At 65.3% G+C, this 18081-nt stretch carries 13 protein-coding genes; 8 read left to right on the forward strand and 5 right to left on the reverse strand.

Annotated elements, in window-relative coordinates; genetic code table 11:
* Nucleotides 1-204 precede the first annotated feature (204 nt).
* Nucleotides 205-672, forward strand: a complete 468-nt coding sequence (locus O3684_RS07395; protein WP_500066028.1) for a protease inhibitor I9 family protein — start codon at nt 205-207, stop codon at nt 670-672.
* Between the two features lie 154 nt (nt 673-826).
* Entirely contained in the window at nt 827-2209 is a 1383-nt protein-coding gene (locus O3684_RS07400) for a Fic family protein (protein WP_500066029.1), read from the forward strand.
* A gap of 162 nt (nt 2210-2371) precedes the next feature.
* Here O3684_RS07400 and O3684_RS07405 read toward each other — a convergent pair whose 3' ends face one another.
* Complete coding sequence (locus O3684_RS07405; protein WP_500066030.1) at nt 2372-5410, reverse strand: flippase-like domain-containing protein; 3039 nt, start codon at nt 5408-5410, stop codon at nt 2372-2374.
* A 113-nt stretch (nt 5411-5523) separates the two neighbouring features.
* On the opposite strand from O3684_RS07405, the gene O3684_RS07410 reads away from it, so the two are divergent.
* The 3 genes from O3684_RS07410 (at nt 5524) to pheA (ending at nt 9593) form a co-directional block, all read left to right on the forward strand.
* Nucleotides 5524-6150, forward strand: a complete 627-nt coding sequence (locus O3684_RS07410; protein ID WP_500066070.1) for a DedA family protein — start codon at nt 5524-5526, stop codon at nt 6148-6150.
* Nucleotides 6151-6153: 3 nt separating this feature from the next.
* On the forward strand, nt 6154-8409 hold the full coding sequence (locus tag O3684_RS07415) for a DUF6541 family protein (RefSeq protein WP_500066032.1): 2256 nt from the start codon (nt 6154-6156) through the stop codon (nt 8407-8409).
* A 176-nt stretch (nt 8410-8585) separates the two neighbouring features.
* On the forward strand, nt 8586-9593 hold the full coding sequence (pheA, locus tag O3684_RS07420) for a prephenate dehydratase (protein ID WP_500066034.1): 1008 nt from the start codon (nt 8586-8588) through the stop codon (nt 9591-9593).
* 880 nt (nt 9594-10473) lie between these two features.
* Here the strand turns inward: pheA and O3684_RS07425 are convergent.
* Nucleotides 10474-11769 carry a diacylglycerol/lipid kinase family protein gene (locus O3684_RS07425; RefSeq protein ID WP_500066035.1) on the reverse strand — a complete coding sequence of 432 codons (1296 nt, stop codon included), beginning with the start codon at nt 11767-11769 and terminating at the stop codon, nt 10474-10476.
* A 254-nt stretch (nt 11770-12023) separates the two neighbouring features.
* Here O3684_RS07425 and serS point away from each other — a divergent pair, with 254 nt between their 5' ends.
* Together serS and O3684_RS07435 are read left to right on the forward strand one after the other, a co-directional pair.
* Nucleotides 12024-13301, forward strand: a complete 1278-nt coding sequence (serS, locus tag O3684_RS07430; protein WP_500066037.1) for a serine--tRNA ligase — start codon at nt 12024-12026, stop codon at nt 13299-13301.
* Nucleotides 13298-14215, forward strand: a complete 918-nt coding sequence (locus O3684_RS07435; RefSeq protein WP_500066038.1) for an HAD-IIB family hydrolase — start codon at nt 13298-13300, stop codon at nt 14213-14215. The genes serS and O3684_RS07435 overlap by 4 nt, the downstream gene beginning before the upstream one ends.
* A gap of 1 nt (nt 14216) precedes the next feature.
* Here the strand turns inward: O3684_RS07435 and O3684_RS07440 are convergent, their stop codons facing one another.
* From O3684_RS07440 to O3684_RS07450, 3 genes are all read right to left on the reverse strand, one after another.
* Complete coding sequence (locus O3684_RS07440; RefSeq protein ID WP_500066039.1) at nt 14217-14759, reverse strand: RloB family protein; 543 nt, start codon at nt 14757-14759, stop codon at nt 14217-14219.
* Between the two features lie 48 nt (nt 14760-14807).
* Nucleotides 14808-16112 (reverse strand): AAA family ATPase, encoded by a 1305-nt coding sequence (locus O3684_RS07445; protein WP_500066041.1) that lies wholly within the window; start codon nt 16110-16112, stop codon nt 14808-14810.
* Nucleotides 16113-16175: 63 nt separating this feature from the next.
* Nucleotides 16176-17354: an alpha/beta fold hydrolase gene (locus O3684_RS07450; RefSeq protein ID WP_500066042.1), complete on the reverse strand. Its 1179-nt coding sequence runs from the start codon at nt 17352-17354 to the stop codon at nt 16176-16178.
* Between the two features lie 127 nt (nt 17355-17481).
* Here O3684_RS07450 and O3684_RS07455 point away from each other — a divergent pair, with 127 nt between their 5' ends.
* Nucleotides 17482-18081: a TetR/AcrR family transcriptional regulator gene (locus O3684_RS07455; RefSeq protein ID WP_500066043.1), complete on the forward strand. Its 600-nt coding sequence runs from the start codon at nt 17482-17484 to the stop codon at nt 18079-18081.

Consider the following 18081-nt stretch of genomic DNA (forward strand, 5'->3'; position numbering starts at 1 on the left):
CTGATTCGCTGATTTGCGATTCGCCGAATCTCGATTCACGAGGCCGGGGCCCGGGAACGCTTACTGCGAGCGCTCCCGGGCCCCGTCGCATGCGCGCCCACGGGTGTTCGCATGCATGTACTAACGCCGCGACGTCGATGGTCGCTGCGGTATGTTGGAGGCGTCAGCACGACAGCGCATGCCCGCAGTAAGGAGCAGATAACCATGAAGAAACCAGCCGTTTTCCTGGCCGGGGTGGGCACGTGCGCGCTCGCGGTCGCGAGCTGTTCCACCGCGACGTCGCCGACACCCGCGTCGCAGTCCGGCGCTCCCGCGGACTCCGCCCAGTCCGCTCCGGGGGCCACGGCCTCGTCGACGGTCAACCCCGACACCGCGCTGACGTCGAAGAATGGGCAAAGCGGCCCGAGCGCGCAATCCGGCAGCGAGAGTGCCGACGCCACCGTCGTCGTGATCGTCCAGCTCGCGGAGGGTGCTGACGGGGAGGCGACCCTCGCCTCGATTAACGAGGCCGTGGCCGCGTCCTTCCCGGGCGCGTCCGTGTCTGTGGAGCGCGAGTACCGCAATGCGCTGCGCGGCTACGCCCTGCGCGTGCCCGCCGGTTCGCTGGAGACGATCCGAGGGGTGAGCGGCGTCCAGGCGGCCTACCCGGACGGCAACAACAGCCTCCAGTAGGCGAACATCCGGCTGCCTCGCGCCGGTACGAGGCAGGTGGGGTGCGCTCTTTTGCGCATAGATGGGATCCAGGACTTGGGGTGAGGGTATTTCTAATTACTTCAAATTAAGATAATATTAGAAGTAATTTGAAATAAGCGTGAACGGAGCAGTCATGAAGAAGCCGACCCCTCCGCCCTGTCGCCTGGCTGAACTCTATGACCGTATTCTCAATAGCCTCAGGGATATGGATGAGGATCATCGTTCGTCTGTTATTCGCGCGCTAGCTGGTGGACTTGATGATCCGGAGTATCGGCCGTGGGAGTATTACTTCCGGGCCGAGCCGGTGCCCGAGGGGCTCACACGCGAGGCCTGGTGGTGCGCGGTTCGCAGTGCTCGAGCGACCACTGCTAGACCGACGCCCTTCACGATGAAGGACGCAACACCCTTGACCTTTAATCTGCCCGATGTCCTTTTGAGTCTGAATGAGGATATTACCGCTCAGGCGCGAGGTCAGGTCGAGCTCCCGGGGGAGGTTGCGACAGAGGCAGCGAGAGACAGGTACCTCATCAACTCCCTGTACGAGGAGGCGATCACCTCCTCCCAGATGGAGGGAGCCTCCACGTCGAGGCGCGATGCGAAAAAGATGCTCCGGGAAGGGCGGCGTCCGCAGACGCGGTCGGAGCGGATGATTCGAAACAACTTTCTCGCCCTTGAATTTGTGCGGGGGCGTCTCACGGATAAGCTCACTCCTGAGTTTGTCTGCGAGGTTCATCGGATCGTGACTGAGGGGACGCTCGATGATCCGGGCGATGCTGGCCGCCTCCAGCGGGAGGGGGAGGGCAGGGTTCGCATCTACGGGACAGAAAATGAGGAGCAACCGCTCCATGTTCCGCCGTCCGCATCGGAGCTGCCCGAGCGCCTGGAGCGTCTGTGTTCCTTCGTGAATGGCGAAGGTGAGTATGCGACGCAATATGTGCCGCCCCTCGTCAGGGCGCTCATTGTTCACTTCATGATGGGATACGACCACTACTTCGTTGATGGTAACGGTCGCACTGCCCGCGTCATTGCGCAGTGGGTGATGCTGCGTGAGGGCTTCTTTCTGATGGACTTCGTTCCGGTGTCCCGACTACTGCATAGAGTGCCCGCACAGTACGCTCGCTCATTCCTTGAAGTTGAGCAGGATGAGGGCGACCTTACCTACTTCCTGATCTGGCATGCGCGGATAATTCTGCGTGGAATCCGCGAGCTGCACGATTATCTGGCAAAGAAATCCAAGGAGCTGGATCAGGTGAAGCATCGCCTGCGTGCCACGACGCTCACAAACCGTCAGATCGGCGTCATCGAAGAAGCCTTGCGTGATCCCATGATGACAGTGACAGCGGCGGCGCATGCCAACAAATACAGGGTCACTCCTCAGACTGCGCACGCCGACCTGCGTGGACTCGAGGATGAGGGCTATTTGAGACGTGTTCGGCGCGGCCGGAGTTTCGAGTGGTATCCGGTGTCAGATCTTCAGCGTCGGGTTGACTGTGTCCTTGAAGGGGACGGTGACTGACAAGAAGGGAGGGGTTCGAGGGTTGCCGCGATGCGGTGGCAGTCGTCAGGGTGCGACTGTGGATATGTTCGTCGAGAAGGCATTGCTTCCATTTACTTCAAATTTAGCCTTAATTTGAAGTAAATGGATAGTGTGACGGATCCGCGCGCGTTAGTCCGCGCCCTAGATCATGTCCTTCTTTTCCATGTACTTCATCGCCAGCCAGCCGAACGGGATGCGACCGTAGAAGGTGACGAGGCGGTAGAGCAGGGCCGTCGCGATGGCGACCGACGAGGAGATGCCCGCGACCGTCAGGCCCGAGGTCAGCGCCGTTTCGACCGTACCGATACCGCCCGGCGAGGGGATGAACGAGCCGGCCGCGTTCGCCGTCAGGTAGGTGATCGACACCGTGGAGAAGTTCAGCGAACCGCCCATGGCGAGCAGCGCCGTCCAGAACGCGCCCACGTAGCCGATGTTCATCAGCAGGTTGCCGCCCACGACCGCTGCGAGGCGACGCGGCTGGCCGATGATCCACAGGAGGCGCGGGTAGACCTGCTGCCAGGTCGGCTGAATCTTCGACCAGATCCAGCGGCGCACCTTCGGCACCGCGACGATGACGCCGACCGCGACCATGACGACCGCGACGACACCCAGGATGGTGCCGTAGGGGACCGATACGGACAGTGACGATCCGGCGATCACCATGACGAGCAGCAGCAGGATGATCGTGATGAGCGCCTGCGAGATCTGCATGAGGGTCACGGTCGTCACCGCCATCGCCGTGGGTACGCGACGCTTGCGCAGGTAGCGCAGGTTGAGGGCCGCGGGTCCCACGCCGGCGGGCGCCACGATCGTAATGATCGAGGCCGCGACCTGGGCGATGAGGGTTTCCCGCAGGCTCAGCTTCTCAGGCGACAGGGCAACAAGCGGGACCGCGGAACCGACCCAGATGAGGCAGGCGAGCACGGCAGAAGCGAGCATCCACCATGGATTCGCGCTCTTGACCGTGGTCACGATGTCGCTGAAGTTCAGCGAACCCACGACGATGAACACGGCGATGAACGCCACCGCGATCGTGAAGATTGTGCGCGGGCGGAAGCGCTGCAGGTCAGCCGTCGGCGCGGTTTCGGCCTCGGAGTCGCCCACGAGGGCCGCGCGCAGCTCGCTGAGCAGGTCGGAACGGCGTAGGCGCTGGTTGATGGATGCGGGAAGAACGGGCTTCTGGATGACGGGGGCGCACGCGATCAGCGTCTCCTCCCCGACGCAGCGCCGTCCGGCCTCGAGCGCGCGCTCGGGTCCCACGGCCAGTGCCGTGAGGACCAGCATCTGCGCGATGTCGATCGACTGGTTGAGCTCGGTCGTCGCGACCTCGCCGGAATCCCAGTCGAGGAGCCACACGTCCGAGGAGGAATCGACGACCACGGCCTCGGGGGTGAGGGCGCGGTGCGAAATGCCGCGCGCGTGCGCGAAGTGCAGCTGCTCCCACGCGCGGTCCAAGACCTCGTCCGTGGCGGCCTCGCCGAGCTCAGTCAGCGGGGTCGTCGGAGGCAGCGCGGACATGACCAGAATGATCGAGTCGGAGGCCGAGGCGATGCCGATCGGCTCCTGCGTGAACACGCCCGCGCGCAGCGCCTGTAGGGTCGTGAACGAGGAGCGCTCGGCCTGCGCCTTGAGCGAGGGGGAGACCCACCGGCTGATGCCGCGCAGACGCAGGTTATTCCACATTTCGAGGAGGGTGCCGGTCAGCTCCTGGCCGGGATCCATGGCGATGAGCTCGTAGGCGAGGCCCGTGTCGCTCCACGCCTGGTAGTGGCGGTGGTGATCCTGGCCCGGGTGACGCGTCACCGTGACGCCCATGTCGCCCAGGTCGGCGGGCATCTGCGTGAGGTGGCCGCGCGGGTCTTCTGCGACTGCCCACGTCGATAGGGGTTCTTCGGTGGTGTCGAGGTCGGTGCGCACGATACGCGAGGGCGTAATCCCGATGCCGAGGAGCGCCTCGACGAGTTTCGCGCCCTTGGCCCTCTGGTCGTCATAACCCATGATCCACCGCGAGCCCGAGCCGAACGCGCGGCCCAGGAAGACGGAGATGAAGGCGACGGGCAGCGTCATGGAGGAGCGCAGCACGCCCAGGATGAGGATGATCCACAGGCCGGTCCAGCCCCACTTAATGGCCTTCATCGACTGGGCCTCACCCGCGGAGGTGAACAGGGCGCACAGGGTGACGATGACCAGGTTGATCGCAATCGCGATACCGGTTTGGGAGCCTTGGGTGGCCAGTGCGCGGTCCACGCTCAGCGGCGCGGTCAGGTCGGAGGGCAGCAGGCCCGTCAGCAGGATGATGATCCAGCCGCCGACTGCCGCCACGAGGCTCGTGACCAGGACCTGGATGATCGCCTGGAGGCGTCTGCGCAGCGCGAGCGAGACGATCACGAGGATCGGCGTAGTCAAAATGATGAGGCCCTCGGTGATACTCACCGGCAGGATGAGGATCTTGCGGACCAGCTGGAAGCTGAGGACGTCCATGGTGACGCCGCGCGTGGTGGCGCTGGCGAGCGCGCCGATCGTCCAGATGAAGAAAATTGCGATGAGGGAGATGACGACGTCGACGGCGTCCTCGCGGCGGCGTCGCACGCTCGTGATGCGGTCGGCGATGTAGACGGGGCGGGGCAGGCGCATGCGACGCACGGGCAGGGTCGCGGCGATCTCGCCGGTGGCGGGGGAGGGGGTCTTCTCCGCCTCCTCGGATGCGTTCGCGGGGGTGGCCTCTTCCTCGGCGCCGTGCGCATCCTCGGTGCTGTCGGTGGCCACGGGCGTGGACGAGGCCGGGGCGGGCTCATCCGCATTGGTGGCGCTATCGGAATCGGTGGGAAGGCTCGGTGGAGGAGGCACCGCGACGCCGCTGTGGCCGACCGTCGACGAGGCCGGGGCACCCTGGTCGGCGTCCGCGTGGCTGGGAGGAATGCTGGGAGGAATGCTGGGGGGCATGGCGACCGGGGCGGTGGTCGCGTCGGGCACGACGACGGGCGCCATGACCTCCGTGCGGGCCTCCGATGCGGGTACCTCGGGGGGTGGCGGTGGCGCGGGCTGTGCCCCTGCCTCGTCGATCATTCCCATGAGGGCGTCGACCCCGTTCTCAGCGGAATCGTCAGATGATGATGGGACGAAGAGGAGGTTTGTGTCAGCGACCGGCGAGCCGTCGTGTGAATCCTTGCGCTTCCTCATGCCGCCTATCCTATATTCGTGGTCAACAAAGGTAGGGTTAGGGTGATACATTCCCGGCAGAAAAGGGCCCTATCGTGACCTGGTCGACACTCGTGACCGCATCAGATCCGTCGATGCTGCACACCGTTATCGAGTGGTTCAAAAATCCCGAGTCCCTGCTCGTCGCCATGGGGCCGTGGGTGCTGTGGGGCACGATGCTCATCGTCCTCATCGAGTCAGGTGTCCTGTTCCCGGTTCTGCCCGGCGAGTCCCTCCTGTTCACTGCGGGCCTGCTCCACGACCGCCTCGGCCTGCACCTGCCGACCCTGATCCTCCTCGTCGTCGTCGCCGCGTTCATCGGCGCGCAAATCGGCTACTTCCTGGGTGCCAAGTGGGGGCGGCGCTTCTTCAAGCCGGACGCCCGCATCCTCAAGACGGAGCACCTGGAGAAGGCGGAGCACTACTTCACGAACTACGGAGGCCGCTCGCTGGTCATCGGCCGTTTTATTCCCTTCGTGCGCACGTTCATCCCGATCGCCGCGGGCATGGCCCGCTACCCCTACCCGAAGTTCCTGGCATTCAACACGCTCGGCGCGCTCCTGTGGGGCGCGGGCTTCATCCTCCTGGGCGCGCTCCTGGGCAACGTTCCCTTCGTGCACGACAACCTGACGCTCATCCTCGGCGTCATCATCCTCGCGTCGGTCCTGCCCGTCATCATCGAGATGATCGGCAAGCGCCGCGCCGCATCCGACAAGGAGTAATCCATGCTGGCCTGGTGGATGCTGGTTCCGACCCTGCTGGCCATGATGGTCGCCCTGGTGCTGCCGGGCTTCATGTGGCTGCGGGCCGGGGGGCGCTCGTCGCTCGTCGCGATCGGTGCGGCACCCGCGTTCACGTTTGGCCTCGTCACGGCCCTGTCGGTGGCCTACCCGGCGCTCGACATCGAGTGGGAGCCCTCCACCGCCCTGCCGGTCCTCGGCCTGAGCGCCATCGGTGGCGCCGCCGCGTGGGCGTTGAGCTTCTTCCACCGCAGCAACGGCGGTTTCTCGCTGCGGGGAGTTCCCCTGCGCGAGGCCATCGGCGTGCGCGTGCCCATCGGCGGCGCGCAGGCGGCGGTCCGCGCCTCCACGTGGGGAGCGATCCTCGTCGGCTTCCTCGTGGCCGCGTGGCCTCTCCTCACGGGCGCAGACCCGGCCAACCCCGTCCAGCAGTGGGACCCGACCTTCCACCAGAACGGCGTGCACGCGATCCTGTACGGAAAGGACGCGAGCCCCTTCGGTGGCCTCCACGAGCTCTACGGCGGCCGCAGCGTCTACTACCCCACGGGCTGGCACGCGTTCGTCGCGCTTTTCGCGCGCTACGACTCGGTCGTCCAGACCGCCAACGTCTCCTCCCTGGCCCTCATGGCCGTGTGGGTGATCGGCCTGGCCGCCCTCGTCTCGGTGCTCACCGCGTCGCGCAGCGCCCTCCTCGCCGCGCCGGTCATCGGCGGCATGCTGCTCAACATGCCGGCCGACGCACTCACCATGTACAACCAGTGGCCCAACTCGACCGGCACCGCGCTGGTCCCGGGGCTCGCCGCCGCCGCGATCGTCGTCGGCCGGCGCTTGACCACGGATCTGCGAGCCGGAGACGGAGTGCGCGCGTTCATGCGCCGCATCCCGCAGGCCGTCTTCCTGCTGATCGGCACCCTCGGCCTCGTCGGCGCGCACCCGAGCGCCGCGTTCTCGATCCTCGCGTTGCTGATCGCGCCCCTCCTGGCCTCTCTCGCATCCTTCGCGCGCCGGGCCTACGAGCGCGATGGACGAGGCCAGCTCGCCGCCCTCGCGTGGGGTGCCCTCGCGCTCGGCGTCGTCGCGGCACCCCTCCTCGCGCTGTCGTCGTCGAAGATCCAGGCGATGGGTGCCTACCGGCGCGACGGCAGCAACTGGGGCGAGGCCTTCGCCCACGCATTCCTGCCCTACCCGCCCTTCACGAGCACGCCGAGCAGCACCTACTGGACCCTCATTCAGCTGCTGCTCCTTGTTGCGGGCATCGCCGCGACCGCGCGCCTGCACGCGCTCTGGCGTCGGCCCGACCCCCTCGAGCGCGCCGCCGAACAGGCCGGACTCACGCAGGAAGCGGACGAGGATGAGGGGGCCCCGGCCTCGTCCGACGAGGAAGAGGCGCTGCCCCTGCCGTGCTGGCCGCTCGTCTCCTACCTGATCCTCGCGGGCCTGACCGGCCTCGCGTACGCGCCCAACTCGGCGCTGCGCACGTACCTGCTGGCCCCCTGGTACAAGGACGCCCGACGCATCATGGGCGTCGAAGACATCGCGTTGACGATCCTCATGGCGGTCGGCACCGCCGCGATCATCCACGCTCTGCACGCCGCGTGGACCAGATCCCTGCAGCGCATCCTCGCCGAACGCGGCGTCGACGACGAGATCGAAGCACCGCGCTGGCCGATCCAGGTGGGCGTCGGCCTCCTCATCCTCGTCCTATCCGGCTTCGGAGCGATCGACGCCCGCAATACCGCGGTCGCCTACGTGTACGACCCCGCGCACCTGGGCAAGCCCGGCATGGCCACCACCGGCGAACTCGCCATGGCGCGCCGCATGAAGTACACGACCGCGCCCAACGCTCTCATCCTCGGCGACCCGATCGCGGGTGCCGCCTACTCCGAGATGCTCGGCGGGCGCAAGGCCGTCTTCCCGCAGCTCAGCACAGTCAACGCGGACAGCGCCTCGCAGAAGGTCCTCACCCAGCACTTCCACGACATCGCGACCGACCCCGAGGTGTGCGAGGTCGTGCGCCGACTCGGCATCACGCACTTCTACGAGGAAGAAGACGGCGCCTACTACAACTTCATGCGCTCCGCCCGTAACCCGGGTCTCTACGGCGTCGACACGTCCACCGGGTTCGAGCTCGTCGACGCAGGCGGCACCGCGAAACTGTGGAAGATCACCGCATGCGGCGACATCACCCCCGGCGGCGGACGCGATGCCTTCGCGACCGGCGTCCCCGGGGGCGGTAGCTGAGGCCCGAACCGCTTGCCTGGGGGTGTGCGTGACCTGCCTCCCGGGGGCGTGCCTATTCCCGGGCGTGCCCACAAGAGGTCCGCGCGCCCCTCGAATCCCGCGCGATTGGCCACAATGCGCCCCCGGCGCTGAAACGAGGGCGCACCGCGCGCGATGCTCTCGTTACCCTTGACACCATGACGACGAACATTCCCGGCCCCGCGCCCCTCGGTGACAAGCTTCGTATCGCCTTCCTCGGCCCCTTCGGCACGTTTACCGAACAGGCTGTCCACCAGGTCGCTCCCGCCGGCGCGATCCTCATGCCGATGACGAGCGCCCCGCAGGCGCTCGCGGCCGTGCGCCGCGGCGAGGCCGACCGGGCCGTCGTCCCGATCGAAAACTCCATCGAGGGCGGTGTCAACGCGACGCTGGATTCCCTCTCGCACGGCGACCCCCTCGTCATCGTCGCCGAGATGCACGTGCACGTCGTCTTCCAGCTGGCCGTCCTGCCGGGCACGCGCCCCGAGGATATCCGCCGCATCGGCACTCACCCGCACGCGTGGGCGCAGTGCCGCGGATGGGTCGAAGAGACCTTCCCGGGCGCGATTCACGTGCCCGCGACGTCGACGGCTGCCGCCGCCGAGCTGCTCTCCGACGGCGACGCCTCCTTCGATGCCGCCCTGTGTAACGCGGTCTCGGTCAACACCTACGGCCTTGAGGCCCTGTTCACCGACGTCGCCGACAATCCGGGCGCGATCACCCGCTTCGTCCTGGTGGCCCGCCCCGGCGTGGTGCCCCCGCCGACCGGCGCGGATAAGACGACCATCCAGGTGGCCCTGCCCGTCAACGAGTCGGGTGCGCTGCTGACCCTCCTTGAGCAGTTCTCGGCGCGCGGCGTCGACCTGTCGCGCATTGAGTCGCGCCCGAGCGGGGACGGCCTCGGCAACTACACGTTCAGCATCGACATCGTCGGCCACATTCGCGAGGAGCGCGTCCAGGCGGCCCTCGTGGGCCTGCACCGCTATTCGCCGGAGGTGCGTTTCATGGGCTCCTACCCGCGCGTCGACGGCGTGCGCGCGGCGGTTACTCCGGGCACCACGGACGAGGCCTTCCGCGCGGGCCGCGCGTGGGTCGCGGATCTGCTGCACGGCGGGGATGGCACGGGCGAGGCTGTTGGCAGCGCGCCGTCGTGGCCGCTGGCCTGACGCGCGCCGCCGAGCTGATCCAATAGGTGTCGCCCCGGCAGGTCTGCAGCGCTGAGGGATAAGCCGGGTCACGGCATCCGCTGCTCCAACGAACTGTCAACCGAGCTGTATCGGGCAGGTCTGCACCAGTTAGGGAGCATTACACCAGTTAGGGGGTGTTACACCACCTCCGAGCTGGTGTAATACCCCGCTCAGTGGTGTAACGCCACTTAGAAACAAGGCAGATCGTGGAGATGTGCAGCGGGTTGGTGTTGGAGATGGGCGAGCCTTCGCCTCGAGGCTCCGCGCCGAGGCGTAATGAGAAACCTGGTCGAGGTGCAATGAGAAATCTAGCGTCCCATCGTCGGGATTCAACCTGATCGGGAGGATTCAACCTGATCGGGAAGATTCAACCCGATCAGAAGGGGTTGAATCTTACCGATCGGGTGTAACACCTCATCGGTCACAAGCGTCGTCGCGGAACTTGGTGCCGACAACGTCCCTGTTGGCGCAAAAGGGCGCAGACCCCGCAGCACTGCACTAGATGCAGCAGCAATGGACTGGTCACGGGGATAATGCACTGCTTCCTATCTAGTGGAATGCCACGCCAAGTAGTGCAACGCTCCGCTAAGTAGTGCACTGCTACTTGGCAACAAGCTTGTGCGCGGCATGCGCTGCTCTAGCAAGCTAGATCGGGCAGGTCTGCACCAGTTAGGGAGCATTGCACTAGTTAGGGAGCATTGCACTACGTCCGAGCTGGTGTAACACCCCTCTCAGTGGTGTAACACCACTTAGAAACAAGCCCAGATGCGGGCAACCCTTTGGGTCACCGCAGATATGACTCGGATTGTCTCATCATTCACCAATGTCCGATACGTCGCGCGCCGCAGGAGGACGCCGATCAGCCGGGCAGCAGCTCCATCCACGTGCGCTCAGCGGGAACGGCGATGTCGAGGGCACCCGCCTGCATGCGAACGTGCATGGTGCGGGCGACGCCGATTGCGTCCCCGTCCACCTGGCACACCTGGGCCTCGTCGGCTGTCACGGATGCGCCCTTCGCTTGGCGGAAGGCGACCGTGCCCGTCGCGACGGGCAGGTTCACGGGGCGAAGCCCGATCAGCTGGCCGAGCATCTTCCATGTCACGTCCGCCCATCCGAGCAGACCAGCCTGCGCGTCGACGGCGATCACGTCGATGAGGCCGTCCGACAGATTCGCGTCGGGCGCCAGGATGAGCATCTTCATCTCGCCGGCGTTGGCGAACATGACGGATCGCGCCTCGACCTCGGTGACCTCGTCCGCGACGTCCCCGGCCTCGTGGATGACGGAACCGGAGATCTGGTCGCCGATCCCGAGGGGGTCCGGCGCGGCTGCGCCGGGGGAACGCAGGGTCAGGCGCGCCCTCATGCGCGGGGCACCCATCGCCCCCAGGCCCGCCCATACGTAGGCGATCCACCCGATGCGCTTCTTCAGCTCGGGATCCGTGTCGGCCATGGTCTCGCCGTCGTAGCCCATTCCCGCGACGACGAGGCACGCGTACTCGTCTGCGCGCGGCTCGTTCGACGAGGCCGGGGCCTCCTCGCTCTGACGGGTGTCCTCGGGGTGCTGCGCGGCGTGCGCGGCGAGGCGGAGGCCGCCCTCGGCGGGCTGATCGGACTGTTGCGTGGCGTCTTCGATGCGCACCCAGGCCAGGTCGACGGCGCGGTGGTTGCGGTCGAGTGCGACGGCGAGGGCCTGTGCGGGGTCGTCGGGGATGGACAGGTTGCCGGCGAGGACGTTGCCCGTGCCCACGGGGATGATGCCCATGCGCACGCCGGATCCGGCCATGCCGGCCGCGACGGCGCGCACGGTTCCGTCTCCGCCAGCGGCGATGACGACGGTGGCACCCTCCTTGAGGGCACGCACGGCCTGTCCGGTACCCGGGTCCTCGCGGGTGGTCTCGCGCCAGTGCACGTGGTCGATGCCCAGTTCCTTGGCTTTGCGGTTGATGCGCTCCTTGAAGGCCTGGGGGTCCTGGTGCTTGGAGGGGTTCATGATGATCCAGGGGCGCGGCCGTCCGCGCGTCGGGTCATCCACGGAGGCGGGGACTTCAAGGGCCTGGCGGCGGCGGTGCCGACGGCTAAGGGCGGTTGCTAGGCGCGCGACGCCGATCGCTCCGGCTCCGGCGGAGGCTGCGATTGCCCAGTAGATTGCGTCCATGTGCACAAGCGTAGCCTGCGGGTGCCCTGTGGATGGGCTGTTAAGTGGCTTTTCGTTGTACTTCGTGTCATAAGCGCCTGCCTGGTGTAGGCTCGGCGTCATCTTATCCACACGGTTATGCACCAAAGGTGGATAACTTTCAGTCTTTTGAGAACTCTCGGAGTGTAGTTTGTGCATAACCCTGACCTGCTGTATTGAATTCAAAGTCGTGGCGGTATGGGACACGGGATGCCACCTGGCATAGGATGGGACGCATGATTGATGTGCGTGCCCTGCGTGAAAACCCCGAACCCGCCCGCGCCTCCCAGCGTGCCCGCGGAGCCAACCCCGGCCTCGTCGATGAAATCATCGAGGCCGATGCCGCCCGTCGCGAGGCCCTCCAGGCCTTCGAGACGCTGCGAGCCACCCAGAAAGAGGTCTCCAAGTCCGTGGGTCGCGCCTCCAAGGAGGAGCGTCCGGCGATCCTGGCGAAGGCTAAGGAGCTCGCCGAGCAGGTGAAGGCCGCCGAGGCCGCCGCAAACGCCGCCGACGCCGAGGCCGACCGCCTCGCCCGCCTCCTGCCGAACCTCGTTCTCGACGGCGTGCCCGTCGGCGGTGAGGACGACTTCGTGGTCCTGCGCCACGAGGGCCCCGCCCCCCGCGACTTCGCGGCCGAGGGCTTCGAGCCCCAGGATCACCTCGCGCTCGGCGAGGGCCTGGACGCGATCGACACCAAGCGCGGCGCGAAGGTCTCCGGCGCCCGCTTCTACTACCTCAAGGGCATCGGCGCCCGCCTCGAGCTGGCCATCATGACGATGGCGATGGATCAGGCGCTGGCCAACGGCTTCGTGCCGATGATGACCCCGACGCTGGTCACCCCGCAGATCATGGGCGGCACCGGCTTCCTCAACGAGCACTCCGACGAGATCTACTACCTGCCCGCCGACGACCTGTACCTGACGGGCACGTCCGAGGTGGCCCTTGCCGGCTACCACGCCGACGAGATCCTCGACCTGTCGGGCGGCCCCAAGCGCTACATGGGCTGGTCCACCTGCTACCGCCGCGAGGCCGGCTCCGCGGGCAAGGACACGCGCGGCATCATCCGCGTCCACCAGTTCAACAAGGCTGAAATGTTCAGCTACTGCCGCCCCGAGGACGCCGCCGAGGAGCACCAGCGCTTCCTCGCGTGGGAAGAGGAGATGCTGGCCAAGGTCGAGCTGCCCTACCGCGTCATCGACACCGCCGCCGGCGACCTGGGCACCTCGGCCGCCCGCAAGTTCGACTGCGAGGCCTGGCTGCCCACCCAGGAGCGCTACATGGAGGTCACCTCGACCTCGAACTGCACGACGTTCCAGGCGCGCCGCCTCGGCATTCGTGAGCGCCGCGAGGACGGCATGGCCGCAGTCGCCACGCTCAACGGCACGCTGGCCACGACCCGCTGGATCGTCGCCTTCCTGGAAAACCATCAGCAGGCGGACGGCTCGATCTACGTGCCCGAGGCCCTGCGCCCCTACCTGGGTGGACTCGAGGTCCTGACCCCCGTCGCTCGATGAGCCAAGAGCGCTTCCTGACGGTCCCCTCCACCGGGGAAGTCGCTCGCCCCTTCGAGGTTCTCCTCGACGAGGCCTCGGCCGCCCTGCCCGCCGACTTTCCGACGTCGGCGGGCCAGGTGCTGGTCGCGCTCGACATCGACGGCACGATCCTGACCCCCGCGGGGGCGACGCCGCGCGTGCTCGAGGGGATCCACGGCCTCGCCGCCGCAGGCGCCCACGTGCTCATCGCGTCGGGTCGTGCGCTCGAGGGCGTGATCCCGGTCCTGGGGGCCCTCGACTTCACGGATGGCTGGGTGCTGTGTAATAACGGTGCGACGCTCGTGCACGTGAGCGGCGGGCAGTGCGAGATTGTCGAGGAGCGCACCTTCGTTCCGGGGGATTGCCTGGAGGAGATCGCCTCGGCAGTGCCCGGCGCTGTGTTCGCGTCGATGCCGCACCCCAACATCCTGCTCTCCGCACCCTTCCCGAACGACGAGATCGAGGGCAGCGATCACCGCATCGTGTCGATGGAGGAGCTCGCCTCCACGCCGACCCCGAAGATCGTCGTGCGCGCCGCCGACATGGACCGCGAGGAGTTCGACCGGATCCTGTCCTCCCTGGAGGTGTCGCGCACGCACGAGGTGTTCGTCGGCTGGACGTCCTGGGCGGACATTGAGCCGCTCGGCGTGACCAAGGCGACCGGGCTGGAGTCGCTGCGGGCGCGCCTGGGCGTTCCCGCGGCCGGGACCGTCGCTGTCGGGGATGGCACCAACGACATCGCGATGATCGAATGGGCGGCCTTCGGCGTCGCCATGGGCGGGGCCTCCGACGAGGTGCGCGCCCACGCCAATCACGTGACGGCCGCCGTCGAAAACGACGGTGCGGCCGCCGTCATGTGCGCTCTTCTGCGCCGCTGCGAGGTCGCTGGCCGCTGAGCTACTTCTCCTTCGGAGGAGATACCAGCAGATCGGTGAGCCACGGCATAGCAGAGGAAGGATTGGGTCCTTTTTCGTTGGGGGTAAGGCCTGGCCACGCTTTGCGTGCCCGTTCTATGGCTGCTTCGTAGTTGGCGTGGGGGAACCGGGTAGTGAGAGCCTTCTCATCCGTCACTTTGGCGCGGTGAGCAAGATTGACGCAACCCCGTGATTCGATGTACCCCGTTTGATTTTGTGTGTGCCAGAGGAGCCAGAGCTCGAAGCAAGGGTTGGAGACGATGGTGTCAACTTCAGACGAATTTCTGCAACTAGTCAATACTTCATCGAGTCGCTGGTGTTGGTCAACATCGACGATAAGGATTGCATGGTCGAAATTGTCTTTTCGCAGTGCTTTATTGCATTCCTTGAGTACTCGTGACGGTTCTCCGCCGATGGCGTGGATTTTGATTGTCGCGTGCTTAGGGCGAATCTGTTGGTATAGAAGCTCCAGGTACTGCCGTTCGGTGACGAGACCTTCGGTAAATACTGCGTAGCGGATCTTCACATTCTTAGGATTACGTGTTTTGCGTGTACTGGGCCGTCCCATGAGGTCTCACCGTATTTCCTCGGTGTTTCTGTTCAGCAGGTTGTGAATCAGGGAGGGTGCGGTGTAGGGCACGCCTCCGAACTGCCCTTCCAGGTATTGCTTGACGATATTGCTGCCCTTCTGGAGTGTGAAGTCATCAAGGTTAAAGAGCTCGCTTGCTCCGTTGCTACCCTTCTCAACGAACCACACTTGCTCGCGCTTCTCTCTGCTGCCACGGCCCGCATCGAGCAGGGTCATATCGTGGCTGGTGAAGATGAGCTGTGCGCCTGTTGTGTTCACCTCAGGGTCATCGAACCAGTCGATGATGAGACGGGAAAGTTGAGGATGAAGGCTTGAGCCAAGTTCGTCAACAACAAGTACACAGCCTTTTCGTAGGGCATGAACGACAGCTGTCCCGAGTGCGAGCCATGCCATGGTGCCGGTTGATTCATCGGAGCTTCTGAGTCTTCCGCTGCTTTCTCCGTGCCGAAATAGGAGGTTGCGTGCAATGTAGTTGCTGATCTCTTCTGCTTCGTCTGACGAGCTATCACTAGCCTGTTCCTGACTGTCGTCGGAGGCAGGCGCCAGCATCTGGGCAACTAGCTGGGCAAACCGCGGGGGAATCGCGCGTTCCTCCACCTCGACATGCGTGATGCCTGTGTCTGCTATTTGCGCGAGGGTAACGAGTGCGCTGAGGTTTAATCTCTGTTCCTTCAGCTGTCGAGCGATGCGATCAATGCGTGCGTTAACTTCCCCGTCTCCGACGTGATAAAGGTCGAATCCACGCATGAGAGCTTCCCAGATTGGCGTAACTGATGCATGGTTGAATTGGGCGGCGCGGGAGAGTGCGAGTTCACGTCTCGCGACTCGAGTGATCCCCTTCAGGCCCTTCACACGCCCGTCAGTAATGCGGGAGTACACTTCTTTCCATCGAGTGCTCACGACATGCAGTGACTCTTCGGTGATGCCGTCACTGTCCGTTGCAAAGCGATAGTCGTACCGTTGTCCGTCGACAATAAATTCGAGTTCAAATGCGGCGTGAGCTGAAAGCTCTTCTGGTTTGAGTGCAAACGGAGCTCGAGGGAACTGTGGCTCATCGAGCCATGATGTTGCCGAGGATCCGATGGCTCCAAGCATGTAATGGAGGGCATCGAGAACGTTAGTCTTGCCTGAAGCGTTCGCCCCGTAGATCCCGTCAACGTGGTGGATGTGATTAGCCCAAGTAGTGCCCTTGGAGGGGCGAAGTGTCTTGAGTGTGGGCCGTGTCAGGTCGAGGGTTGCCTCATCGCGGAAGGACCGGTGGTTCTCAAACGTGAATCGTAGGAGATGCATAAGGATATGCTACATGATCGATCCCAATTCGATAAAATTTATCGAAAATGAAGCGCTCGCGCTCTAACTGAATTGATGCAGTGATTTCATTGGTGCTTGCAGCCAGCCACCCATCATCGCGAAGGCGCGGTCAAGGTCTCCGATTTGGCAGTGCTGCGCCATATCCGGGTCCTGCGCGCGACGGAACGTACGCACGTCCAGGGACTCCGCGTTCCGCAACGCTCTGCGCACGTCGCCCAGGCGCTCGAAGGGCACGTACTGGTCCGCGTCCCCGGCCAGGACCAGGCACGGCTGGGTGATGCGCCCCTCGAGAGGTTCCATCGTGTAGTCGCCGAACGCTCGCAATACCTGGCTGGGCCGGTGTAGTCCCGTCAGGTGCGAGGCCTGCTGCAGTTTCCATGACAGGTCCGCGTTGAATCTCGGCGCAATGCGCATCGCGGCATCGATAAGCCATGCGGGCCTCGGGTTCCCCACGATCGCGTCCGCGATGGGGCGCAGGGCACGAGGCAGTGGCAGCGTCAGGCCGTCCAGGAGCCGGTACATCATGTCGAAGGCGATGACGTGGCTGATGCGCGGGCAGTAGGCGGCCGCGCGCATGACGAGATATCCGCCGAAAGACACACCGAGCGCCGCCGCGCTCTCGATGCCGAAGTAGTCCATCACCGCGTTCGTCGGACGCTCCCACTGCGGCTCGAGCGGCATGCCCGCCAGCACCGTGTGCCCCTGACCCGGCCCATCGAAGGCGATGACGTCGAAGGGGCGGGTGGGGAAGTGGGATGCGAAGTCGATGATCTCCTCCGCGTATCCGTCGAAGCCGTTCATCATGACGAGCGTGCGCGGTGTGCCCGCGGGGGCCTGCGCGCGGTCCGTCGGGTCGGCCTCCCAACGCATCGCGGTGAGCTCCCCGTCACGATAGGGCACTGCGTGACGGGTGAGGGCGAGGCCTCGGTGGGCCTCGTCGAAGGAGGCCGACATGGCGTCGATGAAGCGCCGCTTGCGTGGGTCATCCGCACCAACGTAGAAGGCCGCGAGCTCGTAGAGGCGCCACGCGGCACGCGCGTCGCCCTCGGATGAGAAGCGCTCGGCGAGGCGCCATGCGAGCTCCGTGATCTGGTCCGTTGTCCGCAGGCGGGGGAGTGTGGTCGACGCGATTGTCTCCATGCCTGATCGGTCGAGGATTGGTGCGAAGGTCCGGTTGAGCTGCAGGTCGAATTGGCGATTGCCGGTGTACTCGGTGAACATGACACGACCGTATCGCCTACTCCGATTGGGTGGACCGCACAATAACAAACGGAGTGTTGGTTACCGAACGATGCGATCGCTATGCGTAGGATAGGCCCATTGATAGTGGAAAATTGATCGGAGAGACATGTTCCTGCGTGGCGAGGATAAGCATGGGCGCGAGGCGGAGAAGAACCTGGATCTGCGCATCCGAAAGACGCGCCGGGCGATCCGCTCCGGCCTCGTCAAGGTATGCCAGGCCAAGCCCTACGCGCACGTGAGCGTCACCGATATCTGTGCCGCGTCGATGGTGTCGCGCACGACCTTCTACGACCACTACACCGACAAGGATGCGCTGCTCGCAGAGGTGGTGTCCTTCCTCGTCGACGAGATCACCCCGGCGCTCGAAGGCCTGTGGTTCGGCGAGGGACGCGATGCCCGCGCCGTCTGCCGCCACCTTGCTGACGTGTACGCGCGCAACGGTCGCGCCCTCAAGACTCTGCTGGCCATCCGAGTGGGCGGTGACGGCGACCTGCACGAGCAGCTTTACCGCACGTGCTGTTCGGTATTTACCGATTGGGCGCGCGGCCGCGTGGATGACGAGGTGCTGCCGCTCGCCGCCGACGTCTACGCCTCGGTGGTCCTCACCTTCATCGAGCGCAGCGCCGCGAAGCCCCTGACGGACAAGGAACTCGCCGCCATCGACCGCGCCCGCGAGCTCTTCATCGAGGGTTTCGGCGCTCAGTAG

The organism is Pauljensenia sp. 20925_1_27 (genome assembly GCF_041432835.1).
In the GTDB taxonomy this organism is placed as follows: Bacteria; Actinomycetota; Actinomycetes; order Actinomycetales; family Actinomycetaceae; genus Pauljensenia.